The organism is Tardiphaga sp. vice304, from assembly GCF_007018905.1.
Taxonomy (GTDB): Bacteria; Pseudomonadota; Alphaproteobacteria; order Rhizobiales; family Xanthobacteraceae; genus Tardiphaga.
Window position 1 is genome coordinate 1,581,644 of record NZ_CP041402.1, and the last position, 23,000, is coordinate 1,604,643.

Consider the following 23,000-nt stretch of genomic DNA (forward strand, 5'->3'; position numbering starts at 1 on the left):
ATGTAATACAAAACCTATTAGCGCATTAATTTTAAATTGTGCTAGGAAACAAAAAATGTAACGAAGCATTTTTGTGCTGCCGTGTAGGCAGCGTCATCAATGACGGACCACTCTCGCGTTGCGAACAACTGGGTTGCAGATACGGATATCAGAAGGGTTCTCCGATGACTAGTCATGGTAAAATAAGATTCGATGTTATCTTTGAAGCCGTGGGGCATAACGACGCGAAATTTCGTAACGACGTTCAAGTATTCATGCGGGGAGCGCATCCTGCCTCATACCATCTTCCTACGGATGAAGGTGCGATGCACGGCGGTGACGCTAGTGCGCCCTACCCGCTCGCATATTTCGCGTCGGCTCTGACCGCCTGCGTAATGACCCAGATCCGGGCATTCGCGAAGCGCCTTTCGCTCAAGGTTGATAACTTTGACGTTAGTACGCGGTGCCACTGGCAGGGCGAGCAAGTTGGTAATGCGCCTTACGTGAGCGTTCCAGTTGCTTTCAATATGGATATAGATATTCGTGGACAGCTCAGCAATTCCGACAAGCGCGAATTACTAAAAGCCGCTCAGTCCGGCTGCTTCATCGAAGCTTCGTTAAAACCCGGACTCGTAGTTCATCGTTTATTGCTTGATGATGAGTGGACCGAAGTTTAGTCGTGATGTCTAGGCTTAGGACCCATTGATTTTCTTGCCGACGGACAGATTGGTTGATTCACTGGTGATGCTGGGAGGCATCGCCATGACTGATTTGTTTCTGCTGACAGCGGCGCAGATGCGCCGTATCAAACCTTATTTTCCATTGTCGCATGGAATTGCGAGGGTTGATGACCGGCGGGTGATCAGCGGGATCGTCTTCGTCATCAGAAACGGACTTCGCTGGCGTGATGCGCCGCATGAGTATGGCCCCCATAAGACGATCTATAATCGGCTTGTGCGCTGGAGCCGTCTCGGCGTTTTCAACAAGATCTTCGCTGAATTAGCTCGCAAGGCTGGCAAGCCAGCCCGCCTAATGATCGATGCGACGCATCTGAAAGCGCACCGCACCGCCGCAAGCCTTTTAAAAAAGGGCCTGTTCCCCGACGTATCGGCCGCACGAAAGGCGGCTTGAACTCCAAGCTGCACGCCGTCTGCGATGGTCAGGGACGGCCGGTCATCATGCTGCTCAGTGAGGGCCAGATGAGCGATTACAAAGGTGCGGCCTTGATAATCGATGCACTGCCGCAGGCCAGAGAGTTGCTCGGCGACAAAGGGTATGATGCCGACTGGTTGAGACAGGCTCTTGCAGAGCGCGGCATCAAAGCCTGCATTCCATCCAGATCAAATCGCAAAACGCCGATCGAGCATGATCGTGTCCTCTATCGCCAGCGCCACAAGATCGAGAATATGTTCGGCAGGCTCAAAGATTGGCGACGTATCCACACCCGTTACGACCGATGCGCTCACACATTCATGTCCGCCATCTGCATCGCTGCCACCGTCATCTTTTGGCTCTGATCAATGAGTCCTGACCCTAGGAGGGCAAGGCGCGCGTACGGCTCGAGCAAACTCTCGGAAAAGAAAACTATCCTAACATCTGCGTGTCGCCACAGATCGAAATAGCTTGGCCGGAGATCGTACGCCCGCGCCGGCTGCAGAGAAATAAGATCTGGTCTGCGACCTGTTGGGGCGTCACGTATTCCTTAATCGAAGTGAAGGAGAAGGCCGTGGTTTCCATCTCGTTGAATGAGATGCCGCGCTGTTGTGCTTTTGTTTCCAGCACGCGGCGCTGGCGATCACCGGCGACAAGGCCAGGCAGGATGGCGTTAACCCGGATGTTGTCGGGGCCCAATTCGATTGAGAGTGATTTGGTGAAGCCGATCACTCCCCATTTCGCTGCGGCATAAGGTGCGCGCAACGCAAATCCTACTTTGCCAGCCATCGAGGAGAGATTTACGATTGAAGCATTGGTGCTCTCGCGTAACAGCGGCACAGCGAGGCGTGTGCAATTAAACTGCCCGGTGAGGCAAATATCGAGGCAGCGGTCCCATTCGTCGGGATGTATATGCTCGATTCTGGCAGTGGGTCCGGCAATACCAGCATTATTGATCAGTGCGTCAAGCCCACCAAGCTGCGCTATCGCTTCGTTAAATAGATATTGCACTGCTGGTCGGTCAGCAACATCGCAATGCGTCTGAGTGATGTCGGGATGACTGACGGCGAGCGTTGCAAGCGCCGCGCGATCGATGTCGCACACGTGAACCTTTGCACCTTCGGCCGCGAACGCGCGCGCAATGGATAGCCCGATGCCACTGGCGCCGGCGGTCACAAGCACGCGCAAACCATTGATATCGAGATCCATTTCGCCTCCAGATACGATGAAACTATGGTGGCATTCGGCTTTGCGGCGTGAAAGAACGGCGATCCGAGATGTAACACGACTCTAATTGTGAATACAGATTGCCGCAAGCGATACGCGGTAGCAAAACCTGACGAAGACGAACTGGTCCGCCAGATGTTCCTCACCTTCGGCAGGCGCGCGATCCGGCTGATCGTAGTCGAGATAGACGACCAGCTCCTGCAGCCAGAAGATGTTGCGCACCAGCACGGTTAGCCATCAGCCGCATAGCTGTCTCTCACGCCGCACACACCAGCATCGACTGGCAGACCTATCCGATCCTGCGCTTTAACGCGTTGCCGGACCAGATCGAGGTGCACATCATCAACCGGCCGGGACAGCCTTTCCTGGGAAGCGGCGAACCGGGCAGGGCCCGGCTGCAGCATCGATCGCCAATGCCATCGCACATGTGACCGGCAAACGCTTACGGGACCTGCCTCTGACACGAAAGCGGATCAGCAGACCGTCGATGCTTAAGGTCGTGTGAGAAGTCGGTAACTTTCAAATCCCGCGTAATCGCCGCCCGAAATTATCGTTTGCCGATTCAGGCGGCGTTTATGGACTTTCATCGATGTTCGTTTCGATGCCGGACCATGCCGGGACGCATATCGACGCACCAAGCCACTTCGGAAAGACCGGCATCCCGATCAATGAGTATCCCTTGGAAAAGTGTATCGTACCAGGCATCTGCATCGAATTGCGCCACATCTCTCCGCAAGCCGAGATCGCCCCCTCGGATCTGGAAGCGGCAGTGAAGAAATGCGCCGTCGACGTACCCCGTGGCGGAACGGTCCTGCTCTGCACCGGACCACGAAAGAACCTTTCCCGGAAAAGAATATGCGACGGACAATTCGGGGTGAACGTCGCGGCAACTGAATGGCTAGCAAACAAGGGGGTCGTACATTTTGGCATCGATTCCATGCGACCGGGCCCGATGAACGATGTGAACCTGCTGGTCCACAAGGCATGTCTGGATCTCGACATCACTCACATTGAAAGCCTGTGCAATCTGGTAAAGCTTCTCGGTGAGGGGCCGTTTACTTTTATCGGCCTGCCCATGAAATGGCGGAACGGATCCGCATCCCCTATTTGGGCTGTGGCGATGTTTGATCTAGAAAACAGCATCACGGGATAGGGCTAGACAACGAGCTGATCCAAAGCTCTATATGGGCACCGCGTAATGCTTTTCGCGGAGTGGGGGCGGCGGTCCATCGGGCCAAGTCGAACAATAGTGGTCCGAAAACGCGTGCGGGTTCTCAGCCCGGCACCGATGGCAGAAGCGGGATGCATCCATGAGTTCTGATCTGACAGTCCTTACCGCGACCGAACTTCTGGCAGTATACCGAAGCGGCGAGTTTTCGCCGGTGGAGGTCGTCGCCGAGACCTTGCAGAATGTCGATACGCTTAATCCCGCGCTTAAGGTGTTCGTCCATCTGGACGCAGAAGGCGCCCGCGCATCGGCGCTCGCCTCCGAAATACGCTGGAGCCGGGCCGAGCCGATCGGGCTGCTGGACGGAGTGCCGACGACGCTGAAGGACCTCGCCTTCGTCAAGGTGTGGCCGCGCTATAGCGGTTCGAACACGGCGCCTGCGCAGCCGGCCCCCGATTCGTTTGACGGGCCGCCGGCGGCGCGTTTGCGCGAGAACGGAGCGGTCCTGCTTGGCAAGACCGCCCAGCCCGAATTCGCATGGAAGGGTTTGACCGACAGCCCACGCTTCGGCACTACGCGTAATCCCTGGAACCTGGCGCGAACCCCGGGCGGGAGCAGCGGCGGAGCTGCGGCGGGTGTGGCGGCCTACATGGGACCGCTGGCGCTCGGCACCGATGGCTCGGGATCGGTGCGCATGCCGTCTGCGTTTTGCGGCCTCGCCGGGTTCAAGCCCACCTATGGGCTGATCCCGCAACATCCGCGAGCAAGCCATATGGGCGACATCGTTCATACGGGACCAATCGCTCGCAGCGTCGCCGATGTGGCGTTAATGACCCAGGTGATGTCCGGGGCAGACGCGCGCGACTGGACTGCCGTGCCCCACGCGGCGCGTTGCCATGACAGGCTGCTGCCGGCCCTTAAGGGGTTGCAGATCGCGTTCAGCCCGACGCTGGGCTTTGCGGCCGTCGACGTGGTCATGCGCGAGGCCGTGCGCAAGCTCAGGAATCTTGGCGCGATCATCGATGAAGTCGACCCGGGCTTCGCGGACACGCGCGACATGATCGACATGATCTACCAGGCGGGCGCCGCGCGCACGGCCTACGCGATGTCCGATGACGAGCGCGCCAGGATGGATCCCAACTATCTGGCCTTTGCAAATTCCGGCCTCCGCATCTCCGCAACCGATTATGTGGCGATCGCCAAGATAAAACGGGACGCGCTCTGTGCGCGGATGGTGGAGTTTCACCGGACTTATGACCTGCTGATTACGCGTCAGCTGGGCCTGACCGCTGTTCCGGCCGACGAAAGCTTGTCGCCGCTGAGCTACGCGCACTGGTTCGACTGGGCGCCGTTCTGTTATCCGTTCAACCTCATGCAGCAGCCCGCAGTAACAGTGCCGTGCGGCGTCGCGCCTAATGGCCTGCCGGTCGCCTTGCAGATCGTCGGGCCCAAATATGCGGACCAGCGGGTGCTCAATGCAGCACTGGCCGCCGAGCAGGCGCTGGGATTCCCGCGGCTCAGCAAGGAAGCCGCGTTCCGGAATTGTGCCGACTATCTCAAGGGTACGAGCGAACATGTCCAGCATTGAACCGACCGAGGCTGCGGTGCGACCGAATTCGCTGGAAGCCAGCGACAAGGCGTACGTGGTCCACGGACTCACGAATCTGCGCGACCATCTCGATCGCGGACCCTTGATCATAGAGAGCGGGAAGGGCGTCTGGGTCCGGGATAAAAGCGGTCGCGAGTATTTGGAAGGCATGTCGGGCCTGTGGTGCATCTCGCTCGGCTTCGGCGAAAAACGGCTGATCGAAGCGTGCCGAAGGCAGATGGAGACGCTTGCCTATTATCACCTGACCAACCACCGATCGCATCCGGGCGTTATCGATCTTGCGCAGAAGCTCGTGGAGATCGCACCTGTTCCCATGTCGCATGTGTGGTTCGCAAATTCCGGATCGGAGGCGAACGACTGTGCGGCGCGCCTGTGCTGGTATTACTGGAACGCAAAGGATCAGCCACAGCGGCGCAAGTTCATCGCGCACAGGCGCGCCTACCACGGCAACACGATCGCGTCGGCCAGCCTGTCGGGCGTCGGCTACGTTCACGAACAGTTCGGTCTGCCGCTTCCCGGATTTCTCCATGTCGATTGTCCGGATTTTTACGCTGCCGGCCTGGAAGGGGAAAGCGAGGAGACGTTTTCCCGGCGCCTGCTGACCGCGCTTGAAGCGCTCATCGAGAGCGAGGGCGCGGACACCATAGCCGGCTTCTTCATCGAGCCGATCATGGCCGCGGGCGGCGTCGTGATTCCGCCCTGCGCCTATCTCGATGGCGTGCAGCGTCTGCTTGCGCAGCATGGAATACTGCTCGTTGCCGATGAGGTCGTCACGGCCTTCGGCCGTACCGGTGAAATGTTCGGTACCACGACAATGGACCTGGAGCCGGACATAATCGTATGTGCCAAGGGCATCACCAGCGCATATTTCCCGTTGTCGGCCGTGCTGATCAACGACAGGGTATATCAGGCCATGCTGACACAAAGCGAACGCCTTGCGCTTTTCGGCCTGACGATGACCTATTCCGGCCATCCCGTCGGAGCGGCTGTCGCGCGCGAAGCGATCCGCATCTACGAGGACGATAACATCGTGGAGCGGGCCCGGCTTATGGAGACGGTGCTGCTCGATGGCCTCCGCGAGAGGCTGCGCGCGTCGTCTATTGTGGGACAGATCCGGGGGCGGGGCCTCCTGTCCGGAGTGCAGCTAGTCGCCAGCCGAGCGCCGAAGCGTTTCTTTGACCCGGCATTGCGTGTCGGAGCCCGTGTTGCAGATGCGGCAGAGAATCATGGCCTTTTCGTCCGCGCCATCGGCGACGTCATCGCGATCTGCCCGCCACTGACGATTTCCGAGGTGGAGCTTGGCCAGTTGATCGAGCGACTGGCGCTGGCGATTAGGGATATCGAGGCTACGCTATGAACCACGGCACGGTGCAAGATCGACTTGCCGTTGTACAAATTCTGCGTGACCTCGCACCAACGGGTCGGCTGAGAGCCGGCGTCATCTTCGCGCCAGTCGGCGGGGTCTTTTTCATTGAGGACCCTGACAGGGCCGCACCAAAAGGAGTGACGGTCGACATCTTTCAGGCGCCCGCAGCCGATATCGGCACGGACGTCGATCTGCAGGTGTTTGCGAATTCCGGGGAATGCACCGATGCGCTCGTCGCCGGCAACGTGGATGTGGTGTTAATGCCAGTGGACGAAGAGCGTGCGCGCAAGGTCGATTTCGGTCCCGCTTATTTTCTGCTGCGAAGCACCCTTTTGGTCGCGGGGGGAGCCGGCATCTCCACTCTTTCGGATTATCTCGCGAAGGGACGGCATTTCGCCCGGATTTCCGGTGCCACAGGTCTATGAAATTGCACTACGTAATCCGGATGACCTAAAGGTAGCATTAGAAAAATACTACGCGCCGGCCGCCAAGCTCATTGAATTTGATGCTGACGGTGCACTATCGAAGACTTCCCTCTCGTTCCTGATCACTTTCCGTGCGTCAACTCTTAGAATAATGCGACCGCTTGCTGAAGCATGGCGTGACTTGCCGGCGCACAAGATGTTCTCATTTCGTGCGTGGGTCCATCAAGACAACACCAATCAGCCGAAGATTGTCGTCATTCAACGATCTGGACGCCATGCAGAGTTGTCGGCGCTGTGGATCGGAATGGTGATTGACTCTCTGGCAAGCCATGCCGGCGACCCCGCATTGGGCGTTAGCCAGGTGTCATTCGGCCTGCAATATTGACCCCGTAAGCCGGGGGATCGGCGTCCAAAATTGGCTCTGACGCATGTTTGATGACGGCATCGCAGGTCATGCTGCACCGAGCAATCGTGCTTCGAGAAGGTCAATTTTTGCGCGCCCATACATTTGTCGTTTGACAAGTTTAAGTTTCGTAATCTGTCCTTCGACTTGGCCGTTTGACCAAGGGTGCGTGATTGCAGCGCGCACGGCAGCGATATCCTTGAGGACTCCCGTGGCGAAGGATGAGACGAGGCTTGCTTTTGCGTTCGCGATCCAGGCATCGAGTTTGGCCTCGTCCTTTTTTCGAATCATATCGTGGAACTGGTCGATGAGCGTGCGGGCCTCGACAAGGGACGGCACGCCAGCCTCGATGGCGGCAATGACCAGGGCATCAGCCTTGGTCATGCAATCTCGCTTAATCGTCATAAGACGGGCGATAGTTCTGGCGGAGGGCACCCTTTGCAGCTGTTGTTTGCTGACCGCTTCCGACCGACGTCGACGTGTTGTCCACTCGCCAACCGTACGGAGGGATCCCCGGAACCCTTGCACTTGCAAGCGACGCCAGAGTTCGGCGCCGTTGCGACAGCCACTGCTCCACAGGCCCTCAAGGAACAGATAATACGCGTCGAGCGAACGCTCCCGTGTTTGGAACACGTCGGCTCGCCCACCCCGCAACGTCTGGCGAACGAGATTGCGACTATGACCCAGGCGGCGGACAATCTGCTTGATCGAAACGCCGTCCCTGGCGAGCGCCATGATCGCCGCATTTGTATCCTCGCGCCGCAGATAGCTCTCGTATCGTAGTTTTTCTGCCGAGGTGAGCAACTCTGGGGTAATTGTCGTCGAGCCAATGGCGCTGCGGATTGCGCGCATGGACTTGCGCACCGCGTCGAGGAAGGCCGCGCTGGCGTTCTCCATCAGGTGCCAACGGTCAGCGACCTGTATCGCGTCAGGGAGCGCCTTTGCCGAGGCTTCGCCGTAACCGCCGCCACGGTCGCGCGATACGACACTGATCTCCGGATGATCAGCGAGCCACGCTCGAACTGTGGCGACCTCGCGATCTGGAAGCAGGGTTACAATCCGCCGCCGCTCGAGATCGCAGACGATCGTTCCGTAACGGCGATTGCGTCGAAAGGCCCAATCGTCGACGCCGACGACGGTCAGAGGATGGGTTCGTCGGGCTGCCCGCCGTCGTACAACCCGAAGCAACGTATCGTTGCTGACCGGCATCATCAGCCGCCTGGCAAAGCTCGCTGCTGGTCTGCCGCCGAGTGCCAATCCTAAATGGTGGACGATGCATTCCAGCCGTGCCGTCCGGCGCGACCGGGTGGGGAGAACATTGTCCCCGAACCGTTCAGCGAAAATCCGCCGCCGACAATGAGGTACCTCGCAAACAAACCGCCGCGTGATCACGCGGAGGCGTATTTGCTTGCCGGCACAGGGCAAATCCGAGACTTGCCTGTCGTATCGGCTATGGATTCGTCGCGATCTCGATCCGCACACTGGGCACTCGGCCATTCCGGCTTCGGATCGGACGGCCAAAATAACTGCGTCAGATGAATCACTTACACTCTCAATAACCAGCCCACTCGGCACAAGCGACGAAATTCGAACTCCGGCTCGCATGGCGTTGATTCCCCCGTTGGAGAACCGCAAGCTCGGCAAAAAAATCATCAGATGTGAGTCAGACCCCAAAATTGACCCCCTACTGTTGGTCTGTTGCGCTGCCTGCTTTGTAACAAAGCAGGTGGTCGGAGATGCTGTTCGTGGAGACGATTGCCCGGATAGGGCTGAAAATTTGCCGCTAGAGCATAAGTCATTTTCGGAGATGAAATTCCCTGTTATCGAATAGAAATTCGCTGTTCTTTGAAATATGTTGCCTGTTAATTTGAGTAGGGAATTGCGAGAGAAACCGCTGCGGCGCAGTGGTTTCGTGCTCCAGACTCGGCGCTTGGAGCCTCGGAACCGCAAATTTCCCTGTAAAATTCCCTGTTAGCTGGGAATTTCAGTGGAGACGGGTGCGATCAGCACTGCGTCGCCAGCCAGGCAGTCCGGGCATTCGGCCAGACCGCCCGATTAGTCGAGAAAAGCCTGCAATTGGCGGGTTTTCTTGCCTTCGGCAAGGTCTCCGGGTGGCGGAATGGGCTACGAGGGCCGCCGAAATCCCGAAAGTCTCCGGCTGACACCCAAGAAATTCCCGTTTTCGGGAGACAATAGGCAGAGACTAGGTTTGATCAGCACTGCTAGGCGGGGCCGGAGTACATTTTTGTCAATCTCTGGAGAAGCACTCATGGGTTTCGGCATATCCAGCTGCGCACTGCCACCCAAGGGCGGGAGTGCTACCAGCTAAAGCTTGTGATCGAATGAATGATGAGCATCAGTGGCATGGCTTCGGAGGCAGCAAGCGTGAGAACAGTAACATTCGATCAGCTGACCACGTCCAACCTATACGTTGATGCGACCTATCAGGGAGGACGTCGTGGCAATATGGGAGATGATCCGCTCCCACGTCTTCTTCGCATGGATAGCCTCGGCGGGTTCCGCAAACGCGGCAGCGTGGCAGGCAAGCTCCAAATGCTTGTCCTAACTTCAAGCATGGCTGACACGGACTGGCCGGATTCTCTCGATCGAGAGACGGGCGTGTTCACCTATTACGGTGACAACAAAAAGCCCGGCCAGGAACTTCACAAGACCGGCCGCGACGGCAATCTCATCCTTCAGAAGATATTTAACGCGGCCCGTTCCGGCGTCGAAGGAAGGCGCGAGGTGCCGCCTACCTTTCTTTTTGCAAACGCGGGCACTTGGCGGGACATGATTTTCTTGGGGCTTGCTGTGCCCGGCGCATCCGACCTCGATGCATCTGAGGAGCTTGTTGCGATCTGGCGCACGGCAGGCGGCCAGCGCTTCCAAAATTATCGTGCAAGATTTACGGTGCTGAACGTACCGACAATTACGCGGACGTGGCTAGACAGCCTGATTGCGGGCAAGCCTGAGGATGAGCTTGCGCCGGAAGCATGGCAGACGTGGATAAAGACCGGCCGTCGAAAGGCGCTGATGGCGACCCGTTCGCTGGAGTATCGCAGCAAGGGCGAACAGCTGCCAAGAGACAAGGAAGGTGAAGCCATCGTCCAGGTGATACGCGACTATTTCAAGGATACTCCGCATGCATTCGAACATTGCGCTGCTGCTGTAGCGCGTTTCATGATGCCAGACGTCGTGTCGCTGGACGTCACGCGGCCCTCTCGCGACGGCGGACGAGATGGCGTGGGCCAATTGCGCGTTGGCGCGGGGCCAAGCGGAATCCTCGTTGATTTTGCGCTGGAGGCAAAATGCTATTCGCCAAGCAACTCCGTCGGCGTCCGCGAGATGTCGCGGCTGATTTCCCGGCTTAGACACCGTCAGTTCGGTGTTCTGGTTACAACCAGCTGGGTCGATCTTCAGGCCTATAAGGAAATCAAGGAAGACCAGCATCCCATCGTCGTTGTTTCAGCTGGGGACATTGTCGATCTGCTTCGCAGAAACGGAAAAGGCAGCGCCGCGATAGTCACTACTTGGCTCGCCGAGGAATTCCCTGCAGCCACTCAGGAAATGGCCGCATCTTCCACCGACACTGTGCTTCCGATCACGCCGGCGCTCTGACAAGCGGTAAAGGCCTCCAGCGCGGGCTTGGCCTGTCTAGGGGATGGCTTCTTGTCCCACCCCCCGGCGGCGTAGCTGGCGATCGTTCTACAGATAGCCGCAACCTTCCAGTGGACCACGCCAGCCTTGTAGCCGCGCTCAGCAACCTCAAGCCAAATTGCAGCGTTGACGGTCATGCACCGCTCGATCCGCTCATAGTCGGCGACGGAATGGGATCTAGGGTGCGCGATCGCAGTTTCGTCGCCATCGGCTGCTTCTACAAAAGACAGCTCCGGCGGGAGCGGGTCGGAAAGCGATGGCAGCTTGTTCATTGTATCGAGCCAGCATTCTTCCTTCTTGAACCACTCGCTTGGATTCTTCTGGCCGGCGGACTGGCGCAGAAGCATATCGATCTGGGGAGCCCATGCCTCGACCAGCCGTTCAAGCTCGGCGCTGACAGACTGACGGGACCACAGACCGTCAAAGTCGACCCGGCCCCCGGTCTTCTGAGCAAGGCCGGAAACCACGTAGGCCGTGATCTGCGCGCCATACGCTGGAAACTTCATCGCCCGGATCTTCTTCTCGACGGCGCGATAGACAATGGCTTTCGCAACAAGTCGCTTGAACCAGGCGGTGTCCGGCGGAGGGGGCGCGCTGTCCTTCATCCGCTGCATGAAATGCTGAAAATTCTTCTGCCCACCAAGACAGACCCGGTAGGGCAGACCATCCCAGGCCGTCAGATAGCGGGCCACATCAAGCTTGCTGAGCCGTCGCTGTTTGGGTGTCTGTGCCCGGAACGTCTGCTGGTCGGACTTGCGATAGGCCGCCTTGGCCTCTGCTGCCAGGTATGAACCCCGGGCGCGTTCGTAGAACCAGCGCCCCTTGCCATCATCGAGCCACGTGTTGTTTGCCAGCGTCTCGATCAGCTGGTGCCAGGGATCGCCGGCTGAGAAGTCTGCGAGCTGGACGGTATTCTGCCGGTTTGCCGCCCGTGAGATGGAGGCCACCATCTCGCTCAGGTCGGCGCCGCCGACCTTGATGATCTTGATGGGAACGGCAACATTTTCTAGGTTGAGGCTGTCCTTGCGACGCGCCCGGTGAAGCGAGGCGGTCGTCTGGCCGCCGTTGACGATCTGCAGGCCCTTGAGCGACTTGATTGAGGGGCGCCCCGCTCGATCATTGACGATTTCAAGGTCATCAACCGTTGCGACGATGCCGTTATTGTAGGCCAGGAACATCGATGGCTGGTCGGCGATGGTGCGTCTGAGTTCTGCATTGACACTCTTTCGGCCCTGGAGACCCAGGAACGCGCGCACGTTCAGTTCGAGCAGACGCACACCGTAGCGATCATAGATGCGTGACAGCGCCTCACCGGGCAGCACTGAGAGATAGGCGTCATATTCGCCCGCCTGACTGGGAACGTGCAGACAGGCGACCGGACCCCCAGTCAGAGCTTCCAGGTCGACGGCGATGTCGGCACGTGTCTCGCCGTCGCCAAGTATCCTCTGCAGCCGTGCGATATCGTAGGTGTCAAACTCGACCTTGCGATCCCGCCAGTCGGTCGATCCGGTGGTCTTCTCGACAATACCGTTTGTGAGCAGGATGATTCTGACGCTTCCAAGCGTAGGTCCTTGAGTCTCGATGAGCCTCGCAAGGTCACTCGCGTCGCTGTTCGACGGTTCGAGCTGGGTGGCCAGCCCCTCGATTGAGGCGTTTACGAATCGGATGGCACGCTCGAAGGCACGCGTCACTTCGGCCTGGGGTACCCGGGTCGGCGGAAGGTCTTCACGATAGATTGTCGTGAAGAGCTCAAGTTTGGAACGCTCTTCGTCGTATGCGTAGCCATCAATACGGTATATCGCGTTTCTGACGCGTCCCTGCTGAAAAAGCGGGAAGGTGCCAACCAGATGACCGGCATCTTCAAGACGCTCAAGGATCAGCTCCGTGAATATTTCCTGGGAGAACGGCGCATCAGCTGACAGCGCGTCTTCGACCTCACCGGCGAGTTCTTCGGCAAATCTGGCAATGATGTCGTCAGTCACTGGCACCTCCCTGGACGAACGCATCAAGAGCGGCGGTCGCATCAGCGGCAAAGGCGGCGATGGCTCGAACTTCAAGCGTATATGTTGCTTCGGTAATGGCAATTGGCAGAGCCGCGCGGCTCAGACGAGGAAAGACTTCGGTTATGGAATAGGCGTCGATGGATCGTTGCTGGACTTTCGGTGTGAGTTGTAGCGCGACAATCAGGATGAGAATCCCGCGACAATCAGGATGAGAATGCGCCGCTGCTGGGGTGACGAAGGGAGGGCGTAGCCCGACCGGAGGCACCCCAGCAGCGGCGTGTCGGCCCGAAGGGGCCTCATTGGCGGTAACGGCGGCTGGTAAAGCATCGGCTTCTCCTTCGAGAGGACCAGTGCTTTGGCCGGCCGGCATGTCACCGATCAACAAATGAGGCTTTTCATGAGCTTGCGTCGCAACCATTCGCCAGCCGTCGCCGCTGCAAAGGCTGGTTTCAGCACCTCCGCCGCCTACCGATACGAGAAGGATCCCCGACTTCCGACCCAGAAGAAGGCGCGCCGCGCACGCCGTCGAGCCGATCCGTTCATCGACGTTTGGGAGAACGAAGTTCTGCCGATACTGAGGGCCGCCCCCGGATTGCGGCCGATCGCCGTGTTCGAGGAACTATGCCGGCGGCATCCGGAACTGGGTTCTGGAACGCGGCGGACGCTCGAGCGGCGCATTCGGGCATGGCGGGCGGTGAACGGGCCGGATCGGGAGGTGATCTTCCGTCAGGAACATCCGCCGGGTCGCATGGGGTTGTCGGACTTCACCGAGGTCGCCGATCTCGGCGTCACCATTGCGGGCCAGTTGCTGGACTGCCGGCTCTATCACTTCCGGCTGCCTTTCTCCGGCTTCGAACACGCCCATGTCGTACTCGGTGGCGAAAGTTTTGTCGCGCTGGCGGAAGGCTTGCAGAACGCGCTGTGGTCGCTGGGCGGGGTGCCGGAGCAGCACCGCAGCGACAGCCTGTCAGCCGCGTTCCGCAATCTCGGCGCTGAAGCCAAGGAGGATTTGACGACGCGCTACGAGGCGTTCTGCAGTCATTACGGCATGACGCCGACCCGCAACAATCCCGGCGTGTCGCATGAGAACGGCTCGATCGAAAGTGCGCATGGCCATCTCAAGAGAGCGCTGGCCGATGCCCTGCTGCTGCGTGCCTCTCGCGACTTCGACGATCTTGCGGCCTGGCGGGGTTTTGTCGACGAGATCGTTGGCCGCGGCAACGCGCGCAATGCCAAGCGCATCGATCAGGAGCGGACGGCGCTACAGAAACTGCCGGTCCGCAAGACCGCCGATTATGAGGAGGTCAACGTCGATGTAACGACATCAAGCGCCTTCACGTTGCGCAAGGTGTTTTACTCGGTCCCATCCCGCCTGATCGGTCACCGGCTGCGCGTACGTCTTTATGACGACCGGCTCGAATGCTTCCAGGGCGCCACGCACATCATCACCTTGCGACGCGGGCGAACCCAGCCCAACGGCAAACACGGCCACGTCATCGACTATCGCCATGTCATCCATTCGCTGCGCCGCAAACCGATGGCGCTGCTCAATCTGGTCTATCGCGACCAGTTGTTCCCCCGCCGCGTCTACGCCCGTGCGTTCGACGCCTTGCTCGCCGGCATTGGCGAAAGACCAGCCTGCCGTGCCATGGTCGGGCTTCTGGCGCTCGCACATGAACGGGCCTGCGAGGCGGAGCTCGGTGCCGTGCTGCAAGCCACGCTCGACGACGGCATCCTGCCGGATCTCAAGGCGCTGATCGAACGCTTCCGACCGAAGGGCATGGCACTACCGGTCGTCGTCGTCACGCTGCCCTCGCTCGCTATCTACGACCAGATTGCCGCGGCTGTGGGAGAAGCCGCATGAACGCGACCGTCAAGATCGACGCCGCCCGTGTCGAATTGCTGCTCAGCGAACTGCGTCTGCCCGGCATCAAGCTGATCTGGGCCGCCCTGGCGGAAACCGCCGATAAGGAAGGCTGGCCCGCCGCCCGCTTCCTGGCGGCCCTGGCTGAACAGGAGATGGTGGAGCGAAACCGTCGTCGCTTCGAGCGTCATCTGGATGAAGCCCGCCTGCCGCCGGGCAAGACCCTCGCTGCATTCGACTTCGATGCCGTGCCGATGATCTCAAAGGCGCAGGTGCAGGCTCTCGCCGCCGGTGACGCCTGGCTCGACAAGGGCGCCAATCTGTTGTGTTTTGGTCCCCCTGGCGGCGGCAAATCGCATCTGGCAGCGGCGCTCGGCATGTCCCTGATCGAAAACGGTTGGCGCGTGTTGTTCACCAGAACCACCGATCTCGTGCAAAAGCTCCAGATCGCGCGCCGCGATCTCACGCTTGAAGCGGCGATCGCCAAACTCGACAAATATCACCTGCTGATCCTCGACGATCTGGCCTATGTGACCAAGGATCAAGCGGAGACCAGCGTTCTGTTCGAGTTGATCAGCGCTCGCTACGAACGCCGCTCGATGCTGATCACCGCCAATCAGCCATTCGGTGAATGGGGAAAAATCTTCCCGGATCAAGCTATGACCCTCGCGGCGATCGACCGCCTCGTCCATCACGCCACGATCCTCGAAATGAATGTCGACAGCTATCGCCGGAAAGAGGCTCTCGACAAGGCTCGTGGAGCCGGACGACCGCCAACGCGCGCGACAATCAAAGCGTCATCCTGATTGTCGCTCCACGACAATCAACTCTACAGCACGCGATTATCGCTTGCGTTATCGTCAGGCCGCGACAATCATCCCCACGCCGCGACCGCTAAATTGCCATCCTGATTGTCGCGCTTCCCATCCAGATTGACGCGCTACAGTGAGTCTGGCTGCATCGTCATCCGGCATGAGACCGCGGCGCAGAAGTGCATTATCGAATGCACGGCGCGAAGCATCATCCGGCAGGATGCTGCTGATCGCACCGATAATGTCCCGGAGGCATCGGGCACCGGGGACTTCCACAAGCCTGACGTGGAGAAGGTCAAGCCGCCGAAGACCGGTCGTGTCCAGCTGGTCGAGCGCCGAGATCGTAATCGACGACGAGGGGCCAAGTCCCGCTTTTACTTCAAGTGCGTGACCACCGCTCTCAAAGTCATGCAGACCGTCATCGGGCGACTGCCACGTCGCCAGTCTGTACGGGTCAGCAGTGAGCAACTGCTCCAGAACAAGAAGTTCGCCTATCAGACCGATTGTCTCCGGCCGCGAAAGGCCATCGCGCCTGTCTCGAAGGAACCGTCTCCAGGCATCCAGTCTAGCAAGAAACTGTTCTAGAGCATCCGCCATCACGGCTCGCGTAGCGGCAGACACGACATCAGCGCAGATGGTGGAAAACAGGTCGCGTCTGCTGCTGTCCTCCAGAGACAGAACGAGAAACGGCCCGGACTGGTCCGGCATGGTACTCAGCCGCATCCCGCCAAGTTCAAACAAGGCCTCGGGGGCAAGGGTAGTCTGGAGCATCAGGCAAGGGGCATTGTCACTGGCGCGCATCCCGGCAAGAATATCCAGTGGCATTTCCGTCGAAATCAGCTTCGTCCGGAACTGACGCGCCAGCGACACTGTCTTCGTCAGCTCGTCCCAGGCATCATTGAGCGCTTGCAGCCAGTTCATCATGAGTCCTGGCGCTGCTCGACACTGTTGATCAGGTAGATGCGCGAATCTGCTGCATCGCTGTCCGGGAAGCTGACGACGACGCTGATGACGGGGCGATCAGTAGTCTCGACCTCAGCCTTGTCCGGATCGATAGGATAGATGATCAGAAGTCCGTTCTGCGGTCGGCCGCCCCGGACCTTGCGAATGAACCGGCCGGACGGAATGTTGGTCTCGGAATCGGGCCGGGAAGTCCTTTCCTCATTTGTCCTCGAGAGAGCCTCTTCGAATTCGGCATCAGTCAGATCGATCGCCTGATCCAGAGGGCTCAGAGTCGTACCAATAATGAATCGATTTTCCGACGTCTGCTGGCCGTTTCGCGACTTCCTGCGATTACGGAGCACGCACTTGCGCCGGCGGCCTCCAAGGTCGACCTCCTTTTCACTGCCGGTGGCGAGAAAGACGGTCCAGTCCGTCAGTTCCGGGGGCTGCATGGCCAGCTGACCATTGATGAAAACGGAAAGCTTTTTTCCATCGACCTGATCACTCTCCGGCGGAAAGGTCAGGTTCTTCAGGTACTCGGCAACTTCTCTGCCGGCTACCCCGGTCCAGAGCGTGCCATCGGCTCTCGTGTTCCCCACGCCTGGTCGGCGTGGGTTGTCGATGCCTGCACCAAGGCGTGACAGAAAGTCGTCGGAAATCGCCGCGTTGCGTTCAACAGTCACGCGGTCGCGGAACATGACCGTCTGCACCTTGCCTTCACCAGCGTAGCTGCTCTGTCGAAGCTCGGCATGTCGCTGCTTGTTTTTTGCAGTCACCTGCAGAATGTCGTGAACAGCAATCTTGAGCCCAAAGTCTTTCGGGGTTGCGTCCATCTGGGCCATTTCAAAGAACTGCGCTCGCAATTCCTTCTGAGCCGTCGCGACGTAGCGGAACCAGTCCTCCATGTCGGGCGTCGCAAACAGACGGCACAGGTCGGCAAAGCCACGGCGGTAGCCGAACCAGCGTCCCATCTGAAGGAGACTGTCGTACTGACGAGAGACACGAAGGAAATAGCTGACCGAAAGCCCTTCAAGGGTAAGGCCGCGCGAGAGTTTGTCGCCACCCACCGCAATGACCGAATAGCCGACGTCCTTGTAGGCATCGTAGTCGATGTCCGCCTTGGTCTTGCCGTTCGCCGTAATAACCTGGATCTTATCAGAGCTTTCAGCGATCTTCGCCACGACCTGATCCCAGGCCACGGGCATCGTGTTCCGCCCGTAAACTGTGGACCTGACTGCTTCCGTCGTCGGGAGATAGTCTGATTCCCATACCGCCTTGAGGCGCTGCATGGTTTCGCGATCGCCGTTGGAAATCATTGCACGCGTTTCGCGCAGATACTTCTCGACCTGACGGTGGACCTCGGTGTGAACATCGACAAAACGTGAGACATGAACGAGCATCGAATTGTGTTCAGTCTCCTGTCCTCGCGCGGCGCGAGCGGCGCAGGTCAGAAGGAAGGCGTCGACCGCATTCTCCAGACTCGGCGGAATGACATCCTGGCCATTGAAGCGCGGTCTGAGATACTTGTCGTGCGGGTCCTGTATCCAGTCCTCCGATGTCTGATCGAAGGGCCGGACCAGAGGCAGGCCTGGATTGTCCGCATCATCGTTGGTGCCGAAGACCGCGGCAGGTCCGAAGTAGTCGTCCGGTGGAGTAAGCGACACGATGAAAGTCGACGGGAAGAGGTCCGGTCCGTAGTCATTTGCCGTTCGCTCATCGTGAATGAGGATGTTTGCAAAAGGTGTTGCAGTGTAGCCCACATAGACCCTGCGATCGAATGACATGAGCAGGCGCCTGATCTCTCCGTTGACGCGCTTCGGATCGTAATCCTGCTCGAATGTGCCATCCTCAAGAATGGGCTGATCGCCGGTATCGACCGACGCCTGGTCGGACTCGTCGTCGATGACAAGAACCGGCGCTGCCTTTGCTGGCCCGGGAAGTCGTGCGATCCAGCTATTAAGATTCTCCAGGACCTTCGCATTCTTCTTGACGATGAATACGCAGGGCTGACTGACCGGTGAAAAATTGAACTGGTCGGCCATGCGTTGGTTGAAGTCGCCATTCGCATCAGCCATGGTCAGGCTGTCGACGGTCAGCTGCGGATTGAAGTTGCCAACCCCGATGATCCGCAGAGGCTGGTTCGGCACCCGAGTCTTGGGATTCGTGTCGTAGCCAAGAAAGTCCTTGTCAAAACGCTTCTGGGTCTGAAGACGCAGTATCTTGTGCATGCCGGCAAGTACGATGATGATGCGGTAGCCCGCATCTGCCGCACGGTTCACGACTCCCGCGTAACTGGCGGTTTTTCCGGACTGCACATCGCCGACGACGAGCCCGCGCCAGTCCCAGCTTCCCGGGCGCTTCGGATCATCCATGACCTCCAGAATCCGGGCGGTGCTCTCCTGCAGTTGCTGGATCGACTCGACCGGCCACCCGTCTTCCTCCAGCTTGTAGAGATAGCGCTGCATGAACGGGCCGGGCTGCCGACGTGCCCCGAGATACCAGGGGGCAGGTCTCTCCTTGTCCTGCAGCGCCAGCGCCGGACCCTGCTCTGTTACGAAGATCGTCCAGAGCATCCGTTCAGCGGCCTCCTTCTGCTCGGAAGTAACGGCCTGCCTGGTCATCAGCGTGAATGTCTGAGCATCCAGGTCCACAATTCTGGCAATGCCCTCCCGATTGATGACCTCGCCGGATTCTTTTTGCACCTGCAGGATTTTTCTTGCTCTGAGCGCGAGTGCCTCAACGATGTCTGTCATGTCGCTTCCCTCATCCTCCGCACGAGTTCCGCTCTCAGCTCGGTCAGGTCACCGGGAAGACTGACGAGTAGCATGTTTGCGCGCTGATCCGGGGTCATGGATGCCGGCAGAGCCTTTCCAAGTTCAAGAAGCTGATTACTCAGCTGCGCGATCTCGTTTGCATCCATTGGCGTTACCGCTGTGGCTTCCGTTTCGGACACGTCAAGCCAGATACGCTCAATCGGTACGCTTCTTTCGATGATCGACAGCATGGCATTCAGAGGGCGGACGCCGCCTGCGCTGTTTCGAAAGGCTACGACCAGAGGATGTTCGCGGTTGATCCTGTACTGAAGGCCTTTCGGACCTTTCAGTGCCAGCCAGACCGTGGGCGCCGCGTGCGGGAGCCCGCGCGCGTGAGCGCCCTGACCTCGGAAGGCAAAGACCTCGCGGGCCTCCTGACGGCAACGACCGCCGATGGCTGTCAGCCGCGCCCGGAGCGTGCCGGGCGGACGCGCCTGGGATTTACGAACGTCGATTCGCCAGTCCCTGTCCAGATCGGTGGGAAGATCGACCTCGATGCGCGCGAGACGGCTCGCCTCATCGCGGGTCCACGTACGAACACCACCGAGACCGAGCCAGCTGCCGGCGACGAGCATCCGCTTTCCGCGATAGACGTAGAAGCCCTGACGAGCTGCCCAGCCGCCATGGCCTCCGGCAGTCTCGTATTCCGCTTCATTTGCAAATCGATCGCGGTGCGGGAGTACATAGGGTCTGACGGTGAAAGCGGAGCCCGCATGGCGAATCCGTTCGGATGGCAGCTCGCGCGTTGAAGGATGCCCGGTCTGAAACGGGTCCCAGGCCTTTATCGCACGTCCGTTGCAGATGATGGCAAGTCTCGTTGCATCACCATCGATGAACCGATGGAAAACCATGCCAAGGTGGGCGCGGAGATCCTCAAGGCGAAGGTAGAAGGTCTCTTTCGCAAGCCCCGACAGGCCTCCCAGGGAATCCATTCGATCCCACAGAACGACAGTGCCATGTTCAAGCTGGGCCAGTTTGGTGACCAGGGGGTGCTTTGGCATGACTGCCGGAACGGTCGCGAACCATCCGCGTTTCGCTATTTCGTCAACGTCCAGAACCAGCGCCGATGTCTTGCTCACTGTTCTGCTGATAATCGTGATTTGGCGGCACTGGGACAGCGACGCTGTCTTCAGTCCCAGTCCGAACCTGCCCAGATCGCTGGCCGTTCGCGTAGAGGCTGGACCCGTACCGCCGAAGCGCAGCGCTTCGGCCAGCGTCGTACGGTCCATCCCGTTGCCGTTGTCGAACAGCGCGACCTGCGGGTGACCGTCATTCCACTCGATTTCGAGTTCAATGGTCGCGGCCTCTGCCGCGATGCTGTTGTCAATCAGGTCGGCGATCGCCGTTTCCGGAGAGTAGCCGAGACCCCTGAGGGACTCGACAAGAGCTGCGGCCGACGGAGTGATCTCGACGGGCCGCTCTTTTGCCATCTCTAGGCAACCTGACGATCATCAGTCTGATCTGCAGACTGTGCTGCCCTATCCAGCTGTTCACGAACGACGCGGGCGACAGCCAGGCCGAGCAGCGGTGGCACCGCATTTCCGATCTGCCGGAAGGCAGCATTCATGGCACCTGAAAAGACAAAACCATCCGGAAAAGACTGAAGCCGTGCAGCTTCGCGCACGGACACCGTCCGGCACTGCTGACCGTCATAATGGATATGCGAATAAGTGTCCTTGCCCATGTGAGCCGTCAGCGTGCGCGACGGCTTCGCCGGATCAAGCTTCCACCACTTGTTCGGAAATTTTGCGGGATCGTAAGGCGGGACCATTGCACTTCTGAGATCGCGATAGGCCGCAGAGTTCTTGTGAACGCCGGTGAGGCGCTTTTTACGCAGGGCCTCCTCGAACATCTCCTCGGCAAGCTTTCTCGCCAGCGGATAGTCGGCACCATGATCCATGGCTTCGAAAATTGGAAAGTCGCGAGGCGTCAGACGAACGAGATGACCATCCGTGCCGGCGTCGCGGCCGAATCCATCCCAGCTCCGCATGAGGCCGGCGTATTCCGAAAGTGCTTTCTTGCTCTCGCGATACGGCAGGGTGTCGGTAAGCTTGCGTCGGCGGATCACTCGCGGTTCGCTGACATGCTCGGTGATCCGGGGAAGGTCTGCCAGAGCCTGCCTCGCCCCCACAGCCGGCTTCAATGTGTCGGACGGTTGGTGAAGCTGGTGGAAGCGCCCGCTGGTCTGATCGACGTGTTTGAGAGCAACCCGGCGGGTCCCCTGATAACCGCTCGGCAGCTCGGCGAAGTGAGTGGGCACGGGGAAGCGAGGGTTCTCTCCAGTGACGCGGGCGAGGGCTACAATGAACAGGCGTTCTCTGATCTGCGGCACACCGAAGTAGGCAGCGTTGAGAAGTGTGTATCCTGTCGAATACCCGGCAGCTTCCAGATGCTCGCAGATCTCCTCCGGAACGTTGTGCCCGCCGAAATTGAGAATATCGGGAACGTTCTCGATGATGATCGCGAGCGGTTGCGTATCCTCAACGTATTTCAAAAACCGGCGATAGAGCGCGGCGCGCGGGTCCTTCTGGAAAGCGTCCTCTTCACCGCCGGACATGGAGCGAAGCTTTGACCGGCCGATACGGGCAAAGGCTTGGCAGGGCAGACCGGCGGCGAGGACGTCAAACGAGTCCGCCGTAGCAGTCGACAGCTCAAGTTCAGCTACCAGCTCATCTGCCGATACCGTCTCCATGTTTCGCGGAGCGGCCCAGGGGCCTGCCACGTCGTGACCATTGGCGAAGTTGAGGGCGTAGCTTTTTGCGGCTTCGGGATCGATCTCGATGTGGGCAGCAAGTTCAAATCCTGCGGTCTGCAAGCCCAGGGAGAGGCCGCCGCAACCGGAACAGATCTCGAGCGCGCGCGGACTTCCACCCGAGCGCAACCGGGAGAGCTTTCTCTGGCGAATCAGTAGCGCATCTGCGGCAATCATCGGGGACACAGCATTTCCTTCAACCTCTTGTGAAGGCCGTCAGAATCCGTGGTCTCACACTCCCAGATGATTGCGACGCGCCACCCCATTCCCTCCAGCCCCGCCTGCACGCTTCTGTCGCGTGCCACGTTCTTCTCAAACTTCTCGTGCCAAATTTGTATATTTGATTTAGGCACATAGCAATAAGGGCACCCTTCATGCCTGTGCCAAAAACAGCCATGGACGAACAGGGCGGTCTTCCTGCCCGGGAAGACCAGGTCCGGCGACCCGGGAAGCTTTCTGACATGCAGGCGAAAGCGGAAGCCGAGCCGGTGTGCCGCGCTGCGCACGACCAGTTCGGGCTTCGTGCCTTTGCCGCGAATGCGGCTCATCATCTCGGACCGGCGCGCCGGGCTCACAATATCTGCCACTACATCACATCCCTGGTCGCATCGCAGATGAGCTGGTCTATTGCTTGGCAAGGTTGCCAATAACAGTTGCCGGCGCGCTTGATCGCTCCTGGAAGCTCTCGCATCGATAACTTATGAAACTGACGGCTCACGCGAGAAAAGAATATATTCCTTCATGGTATTCATGAAGGAAAGTTGACGAGAAATCTCGAAAATCCTTGCCTGAACGTCAAGCTTTTGCGATTTCCGCAAAGGCAGACTC

At 59.1% G+C, this 23,000-nt stretch carries 20 protein-coding genes and 1 pseudogene; 11 read left to right on the forward strand and 10 right to left on the reverse strand.

The window, feature by feature from the left end; translation table 11 throughout:
* Nucleotides 1–164 precede the first annotated feature (164 nt).
* Nucleotides 165–656, forward strand: coding sequence for an OsmC family protein (locus FNL56_RS07450; protein ID WP_143581898.1), 492 nt, complete (start codon nt 165–167; stop codon nt 654–656).
* 85 nt (nt 657–741) lie between these two features.
* A protein-coding gene (locus FNL56_RS07455) for an IS5 family transposase (RefSeq protein WP_143581899.1) occupies nt 742–1,496 on the forward strand; the annotation gives its coding sequence in 2 pieces (ribosomal slippage) (nt 742–1,075 and nt 1,075–1,496; 756 coding nt in all).
* A gap of 67 nt (nt 1,497–1,563) precedes the next feature.
* Here the strand turns inward: FNL56_RS07455 and FNL56_RS07460 are convergent.
* Both FNL56_RS07460 and FNL56_RS27615 read right to left on the reverse strand, forming a co-directional pair.
* Nucleotides 1,564–2,340: an SDR family oxidoreductase gene (locus FNL56_RS07460; RefSeq protein WP_143581900.1), complete on the reverse strand. Its 777-nt coding sequence runs from the start codon at nt 2,338–2,340 to the stop codon at nt 1,564–1,566.
* An 81-nt stretch (nt 2,341–2,421) separates the two neighbouring features.
* The gene (locus tag FNL56_RS27615; RefSeq protein ID WP_168204644.1) at nt 2,422–2,586 is read right to left on the reverse strand and encodes a hypothetical protein; all 165 of its coding nucleotides are present in this window, start codon (nt 2,584–2,586) and stop codon (nt 2,422–2,424) included.
* 41 nt (nt 2,587–2,627) lie between these two features.
* On the opposite strand from FNL56_RS27615, the pseudogene FNL56_RS28250 reads away from it, so the two are divergent.
* The 6 genes and pseudogenes from FNL56_RS28250 to FNL56_RS07490 all read left to right on the forward strand — a co-directional run.
* Nucleotides 2,628–2,863, forward strand: a pseudogene (locus tag FNL56_RS28250) (hypothetical protein); the annotation flags it as partial.
* Between the two features lie 84 nt (nt 2,864–2,947).
* Nucleotides 2,948–3,511, forward strand: coding sequence for a cyclase family protein (locus FNL56_RS07470; RefSeq protein WP_143581901.1), 564 nt, complete (start codon nt 2,948–2,950; stop codon nt 3,509–3,511).
* Between the two features lie 157 nt (nt 3,512–3,668).
* Nucleotides 3,669–5,114, forward strand: coding sequence for an amidase (locus tag FNL56_RS07475; protein ID WP_143581902.1), 1,446 nt, complete (start codon nt 3,669–3,671; stop codon nt 5,112–5,114).
* Entirely contained in the window at nt 5,101–6,492 is a 1,392-nt protein-coding gene (locus FNL56_RS07480) for an aminotransferase (RefSeq protein WP_143581903.1), read from the forward strand. The genes FNL56_RS07475 and FNL56_RS07480 overlap by 14 nt, the downstream gene beginning before the upstream one ends.
* Nucleotides 6,489–6,926 carry a transporter substrate-binding domain-containing protein gene (locus FNL56_RS07485; RefSeq protein ID WP_143581904.1) on the forward strand — a complete coding sequence of 146 codons (438 nt, stop codon included), beginning with the start codon at nt 6,489–6,491 and terminating at the stop codon, nt 6,924–6,926. Before FNL56_RS07480 ends, FNL56_RS07485 begins: the two co-directional genes overlap by 4 nt.
* Nucleotides 6,910–7,311, forward strand: coding sequence for a type IV secretion system DNA-binding domain-containing protein (locus FNL56_RS07490; RefSeq protein WP_168204645.1), 402 nt, complete (start codon nt 6,910–6,912; stop codon nt 7,309–7,311). The genes FNL56_RS07485 and FNL56_RS07490 overlap by 17 nt, the downstream gene beginning before the upstream one ends.
* 66 nt (nt 7,312–7,377) lie before the next feature.
* Here the strand turns inward: FNL56_RS07490 and FNL56_RS07495 are convergent, their stop codons facing one another.
* Nucleotides 7,378–8,934, reverse strand: coding sequence for an ISL3 family transposase (locus FNL56_RS07495; RefSeq protein WP_143582532.1), 1,557 nt, complete (start codon nt 8,932–8,934; stop codon nt 7,378–7,380).
* A 741-nt stretch (nt 8,935–9,675) separates the two neighbouring features.
* Between FNL56_RS07495 and FNL56_RS07500 the strand changes: the two genes are divergently transcribed.
* Complete coding sequence (locus FNL56_RS07500; protein ID WP_210245483.1) at nt 9,676–10,947, forward strand: restriction endonuclease; 1,272 nt, start codon at nt 9,676–9,678, stop codon at nt 10,945–10,947.
* Here FNL56_RS07500 and FNL56_RS07505 read toward each other — a convergent pair.
* Nucleotides 10,890–12,968: an AIPR family protein gene (locus FNL56_RS07505; protein WP_143572242.1), complete on the reverse strand. Its 2,079-nt coding sequence runs from the start codon at nt 12,966–12,968 to the stop codon at nt 10,890–10,892. The two genes, FNL56_RS07500 and FNL56_RS07505, sit on opposite strands and share 58 nt — an antisense overlap.
* A complete protein-coding gene (locus FNL56_RS07510) occupies nt 12,961–13,407 on the reverse strand; it encodes a hypothetical protein (RefSeq protein ID WP_168204623.1) in 447 nt (148 codons plus the stop codon). Before FNL56_RS07510 ends, FNL56_RS07505 begins: the two co-directional genes overlap by 8 nt.
* On the opposite strand from FNL56_RS07510, the gene istA reads away from it, so the two are divergent.
* Together istA and istB are read left to right on the forward strand one after the other, a co-directional pair.
* Nucleotides 13,345–14,853, forward strand: coding sequence for an IS21 family transposase (gene istA / locus FNL56_RS07515; RefSeq protein ID WP_143581907.1), 1,509 nt, complete (start codon nt 13,345–13,347; stop codon nt 14,851–14,853). The genes FNL56_RS07510 and istA overlap by 63 nt on opposite strands.
* Nucleotides 14,850–15,659 (forward strand): IS21-like element helper ATPase IstB, encoded by an 810-nt coding sequence (gene istB, locus FNL56_RS07520; RefSeq protein WP_143581819.1) that lies wholly within the window; start codon nt 14,850–14,852, stop codon nt 15,657–15,659. The genes istA and istB overlap by 4 nt, the downstream gene beginning before the upstream one ends.
* 54 nt (nt 15,660–15,713) lie before the next feature.
* On the opposite strand, the gene FNL56_RS07525 is transcribed toward istB, so the two are convergent.
* The 5 genes from FNL56_RS07525 to FNL56_RS07545 are packed head-to-tail and all read right to left on the reverse strand — an operon-like array spanning nt 15,714 to nt 22,759.
* The gene (locus tag FNL56_RS07525; protein WP_143581908.1) at nt 15,714–16,589 is read right to left on the reverse strand and encodes a PD-(D/E)XK motif protein; all 876 of its coding nucleotides are present in this window, start codon (nt 16,587–16,589) and stop codon (nt 15,714–15,716) included.
* Nucleotides 16,586–19,360 (reverse strand): Z1 domain-containing protein, encoded by a 2,775-nt coding sequence (locus FNL56_RS07530; RefSeq protein WP_143577663.1) that lies wholly within the window; start codon nt 19,358–19,360, stop codon nt 16,586–16,588. The genes FNL56_RS07525 and FNL56_RS07530 overlap by 4 nt, the downstream gene beginning before the upstream one ends.
* Nucleotides 19,357–20,850: an ATP-binding protein gene (locus tag FNL56_RS07535; protein ID WP_143572245.1), complete on the reverse strand. Its 1,494-nt coding sequence runs from the start codon at nt 20,848–20,850 to the stop codon at nt 19,357–19,359. The genes FNL56_RS07530 and FNL56_RS07535 overlap by 4 nt, the downstream gene beginning before the upstream one ends.
* 2 nt (nt 20,851–20,852) lie before the next feature.
* Complete coding sequence (locus FNL56_RS07540) at nt 20,853–22,349, reverse strand: DNA cytosine methyltransferase (protein WP_143576075.1); 1,497 nt, start codon at nt 22,347–22,349, stop codon at nt 20,853–20,855.
* The gene (locus FNL56_RS07545) at nt 22,346–22,759 is read right to left on the reverse strand and encodes a very short patch repair endonuclease (RefSeq protein ID WP_210245484.1); all 414 of its coding nucleotides are present in this window, start codon (nt 22,757–22,759) and stop codon (nt 22,346–22,348) included. The genes FNL56_RS07540 and FNL56_RS07545 overlap by 4 nt, the downstream gene beginning before the upstream one ends.
* Nucleotides 22,760–23,000: the final 241 nt, after the last annotated feature.

Excerpts from the sequence above, each read along its gene's own strand:
- FNL56_RS07450 (WP_143581898.1), top strand. The coding sequence starts at position 165 with ATGACTAGTCATGGTAAAATAAGATTCGATGTTATCTTTGAAGCCGTG.
- FNL56_RS07460 (WP_143581900.1), bottom strand. The coding sequence starts at position 2,340 with ATGGATCTCGATATCAATGGTTTGCGCGTGCTTGTGACCGCCGGCGCC.
- FNL56_RS07470 (WP_143581901.1), top strand. The coding sequence starts at position 2,948 with ATGTTCGTTTCGATGCCGGACCATGCCGGGACGCATATCGACGCACCA.
- FNL56_RS07475 (WP_143581902.1), top strand. The coding sequence starts at position 3,669 with ATGAGTTCTGATCTGACAGTCCTTACCGCGACCGAACTTCTGGCAGTA.
- FNL56_RS07480 (WP_143581903.1), top strand. The coding sequence starts at position 5,101 with ATGTCCAGCATTGAACCGACCGAGGCTGCGGTGCGACCGAATTCGCTG.
- FNL56_RS07485 (WP_143581904.1), top strand. The coding sequence starts at position 6,489 with ATGAACCACGGCACGGTGCAAGATCGACTTGCCGTTGTACAAATTCTG.
- FNL56_RS07495 (WP_143582532.1), bottom strand. The coding sequence starts at position 8,934 with ATGCGAGCCGGAGTTCGAATTTCGTCGCTTGTGCCGAGTGGGCTGGTT.
- FNL56_RS07500 (WP_210245483.1), top strand. The coding sequence starts at position 9,676 with ATGATGAGCATCAGTGGCATGGCTTCGGAGGCAGCAAGCGTGAGAACA.
- FNL56_RS07510 (WP_168204623.1), bottom strand. The coding sequence starts at position 13,407 with ATGGTTGCGACGCAAGCTCATGAAAAGCCTCATTTGTTGATCGGTGAC.
- istB (WP_143581819.1), top strand. The coding sequence starts at position 14,850 with ATGAACGCGACCGTCAAGATCGACGCCGCCCGTGTCGAATTGCTGCTC.
- FNL56_RS07525 (WP_143581908.1), bottom strand. The coding sequence starts at position 16,589 with ATGATGAACTGGCTGCAAGCGCTCAATGATGCCTGGGACGAGCTGACG.
- FNL56_RS07530 (WP_143577663.1), bottom strand. The coding sequence starts at position 19,360 with ATGACAGACATCGTTGAGGCACTCGCGCTCAGAGCAAGAAAAATCCTG.
- FNL56_RS07535 (WP_143572245.1), bottom strand. The coding sequence starts at position 20,850 with ATGGCAAAAGAGCGGCCCGTCGAGATCACTCCGTCGGCCGCAGCTCTT.
- FNL56_RS07540 (WP_143576075.1), bottom strand. The coding sequence starts at position 22,349 with ATGATTGCCGCAGATGCGCTACTGATTCGCCAGAGAAAGCTCTCCCGG.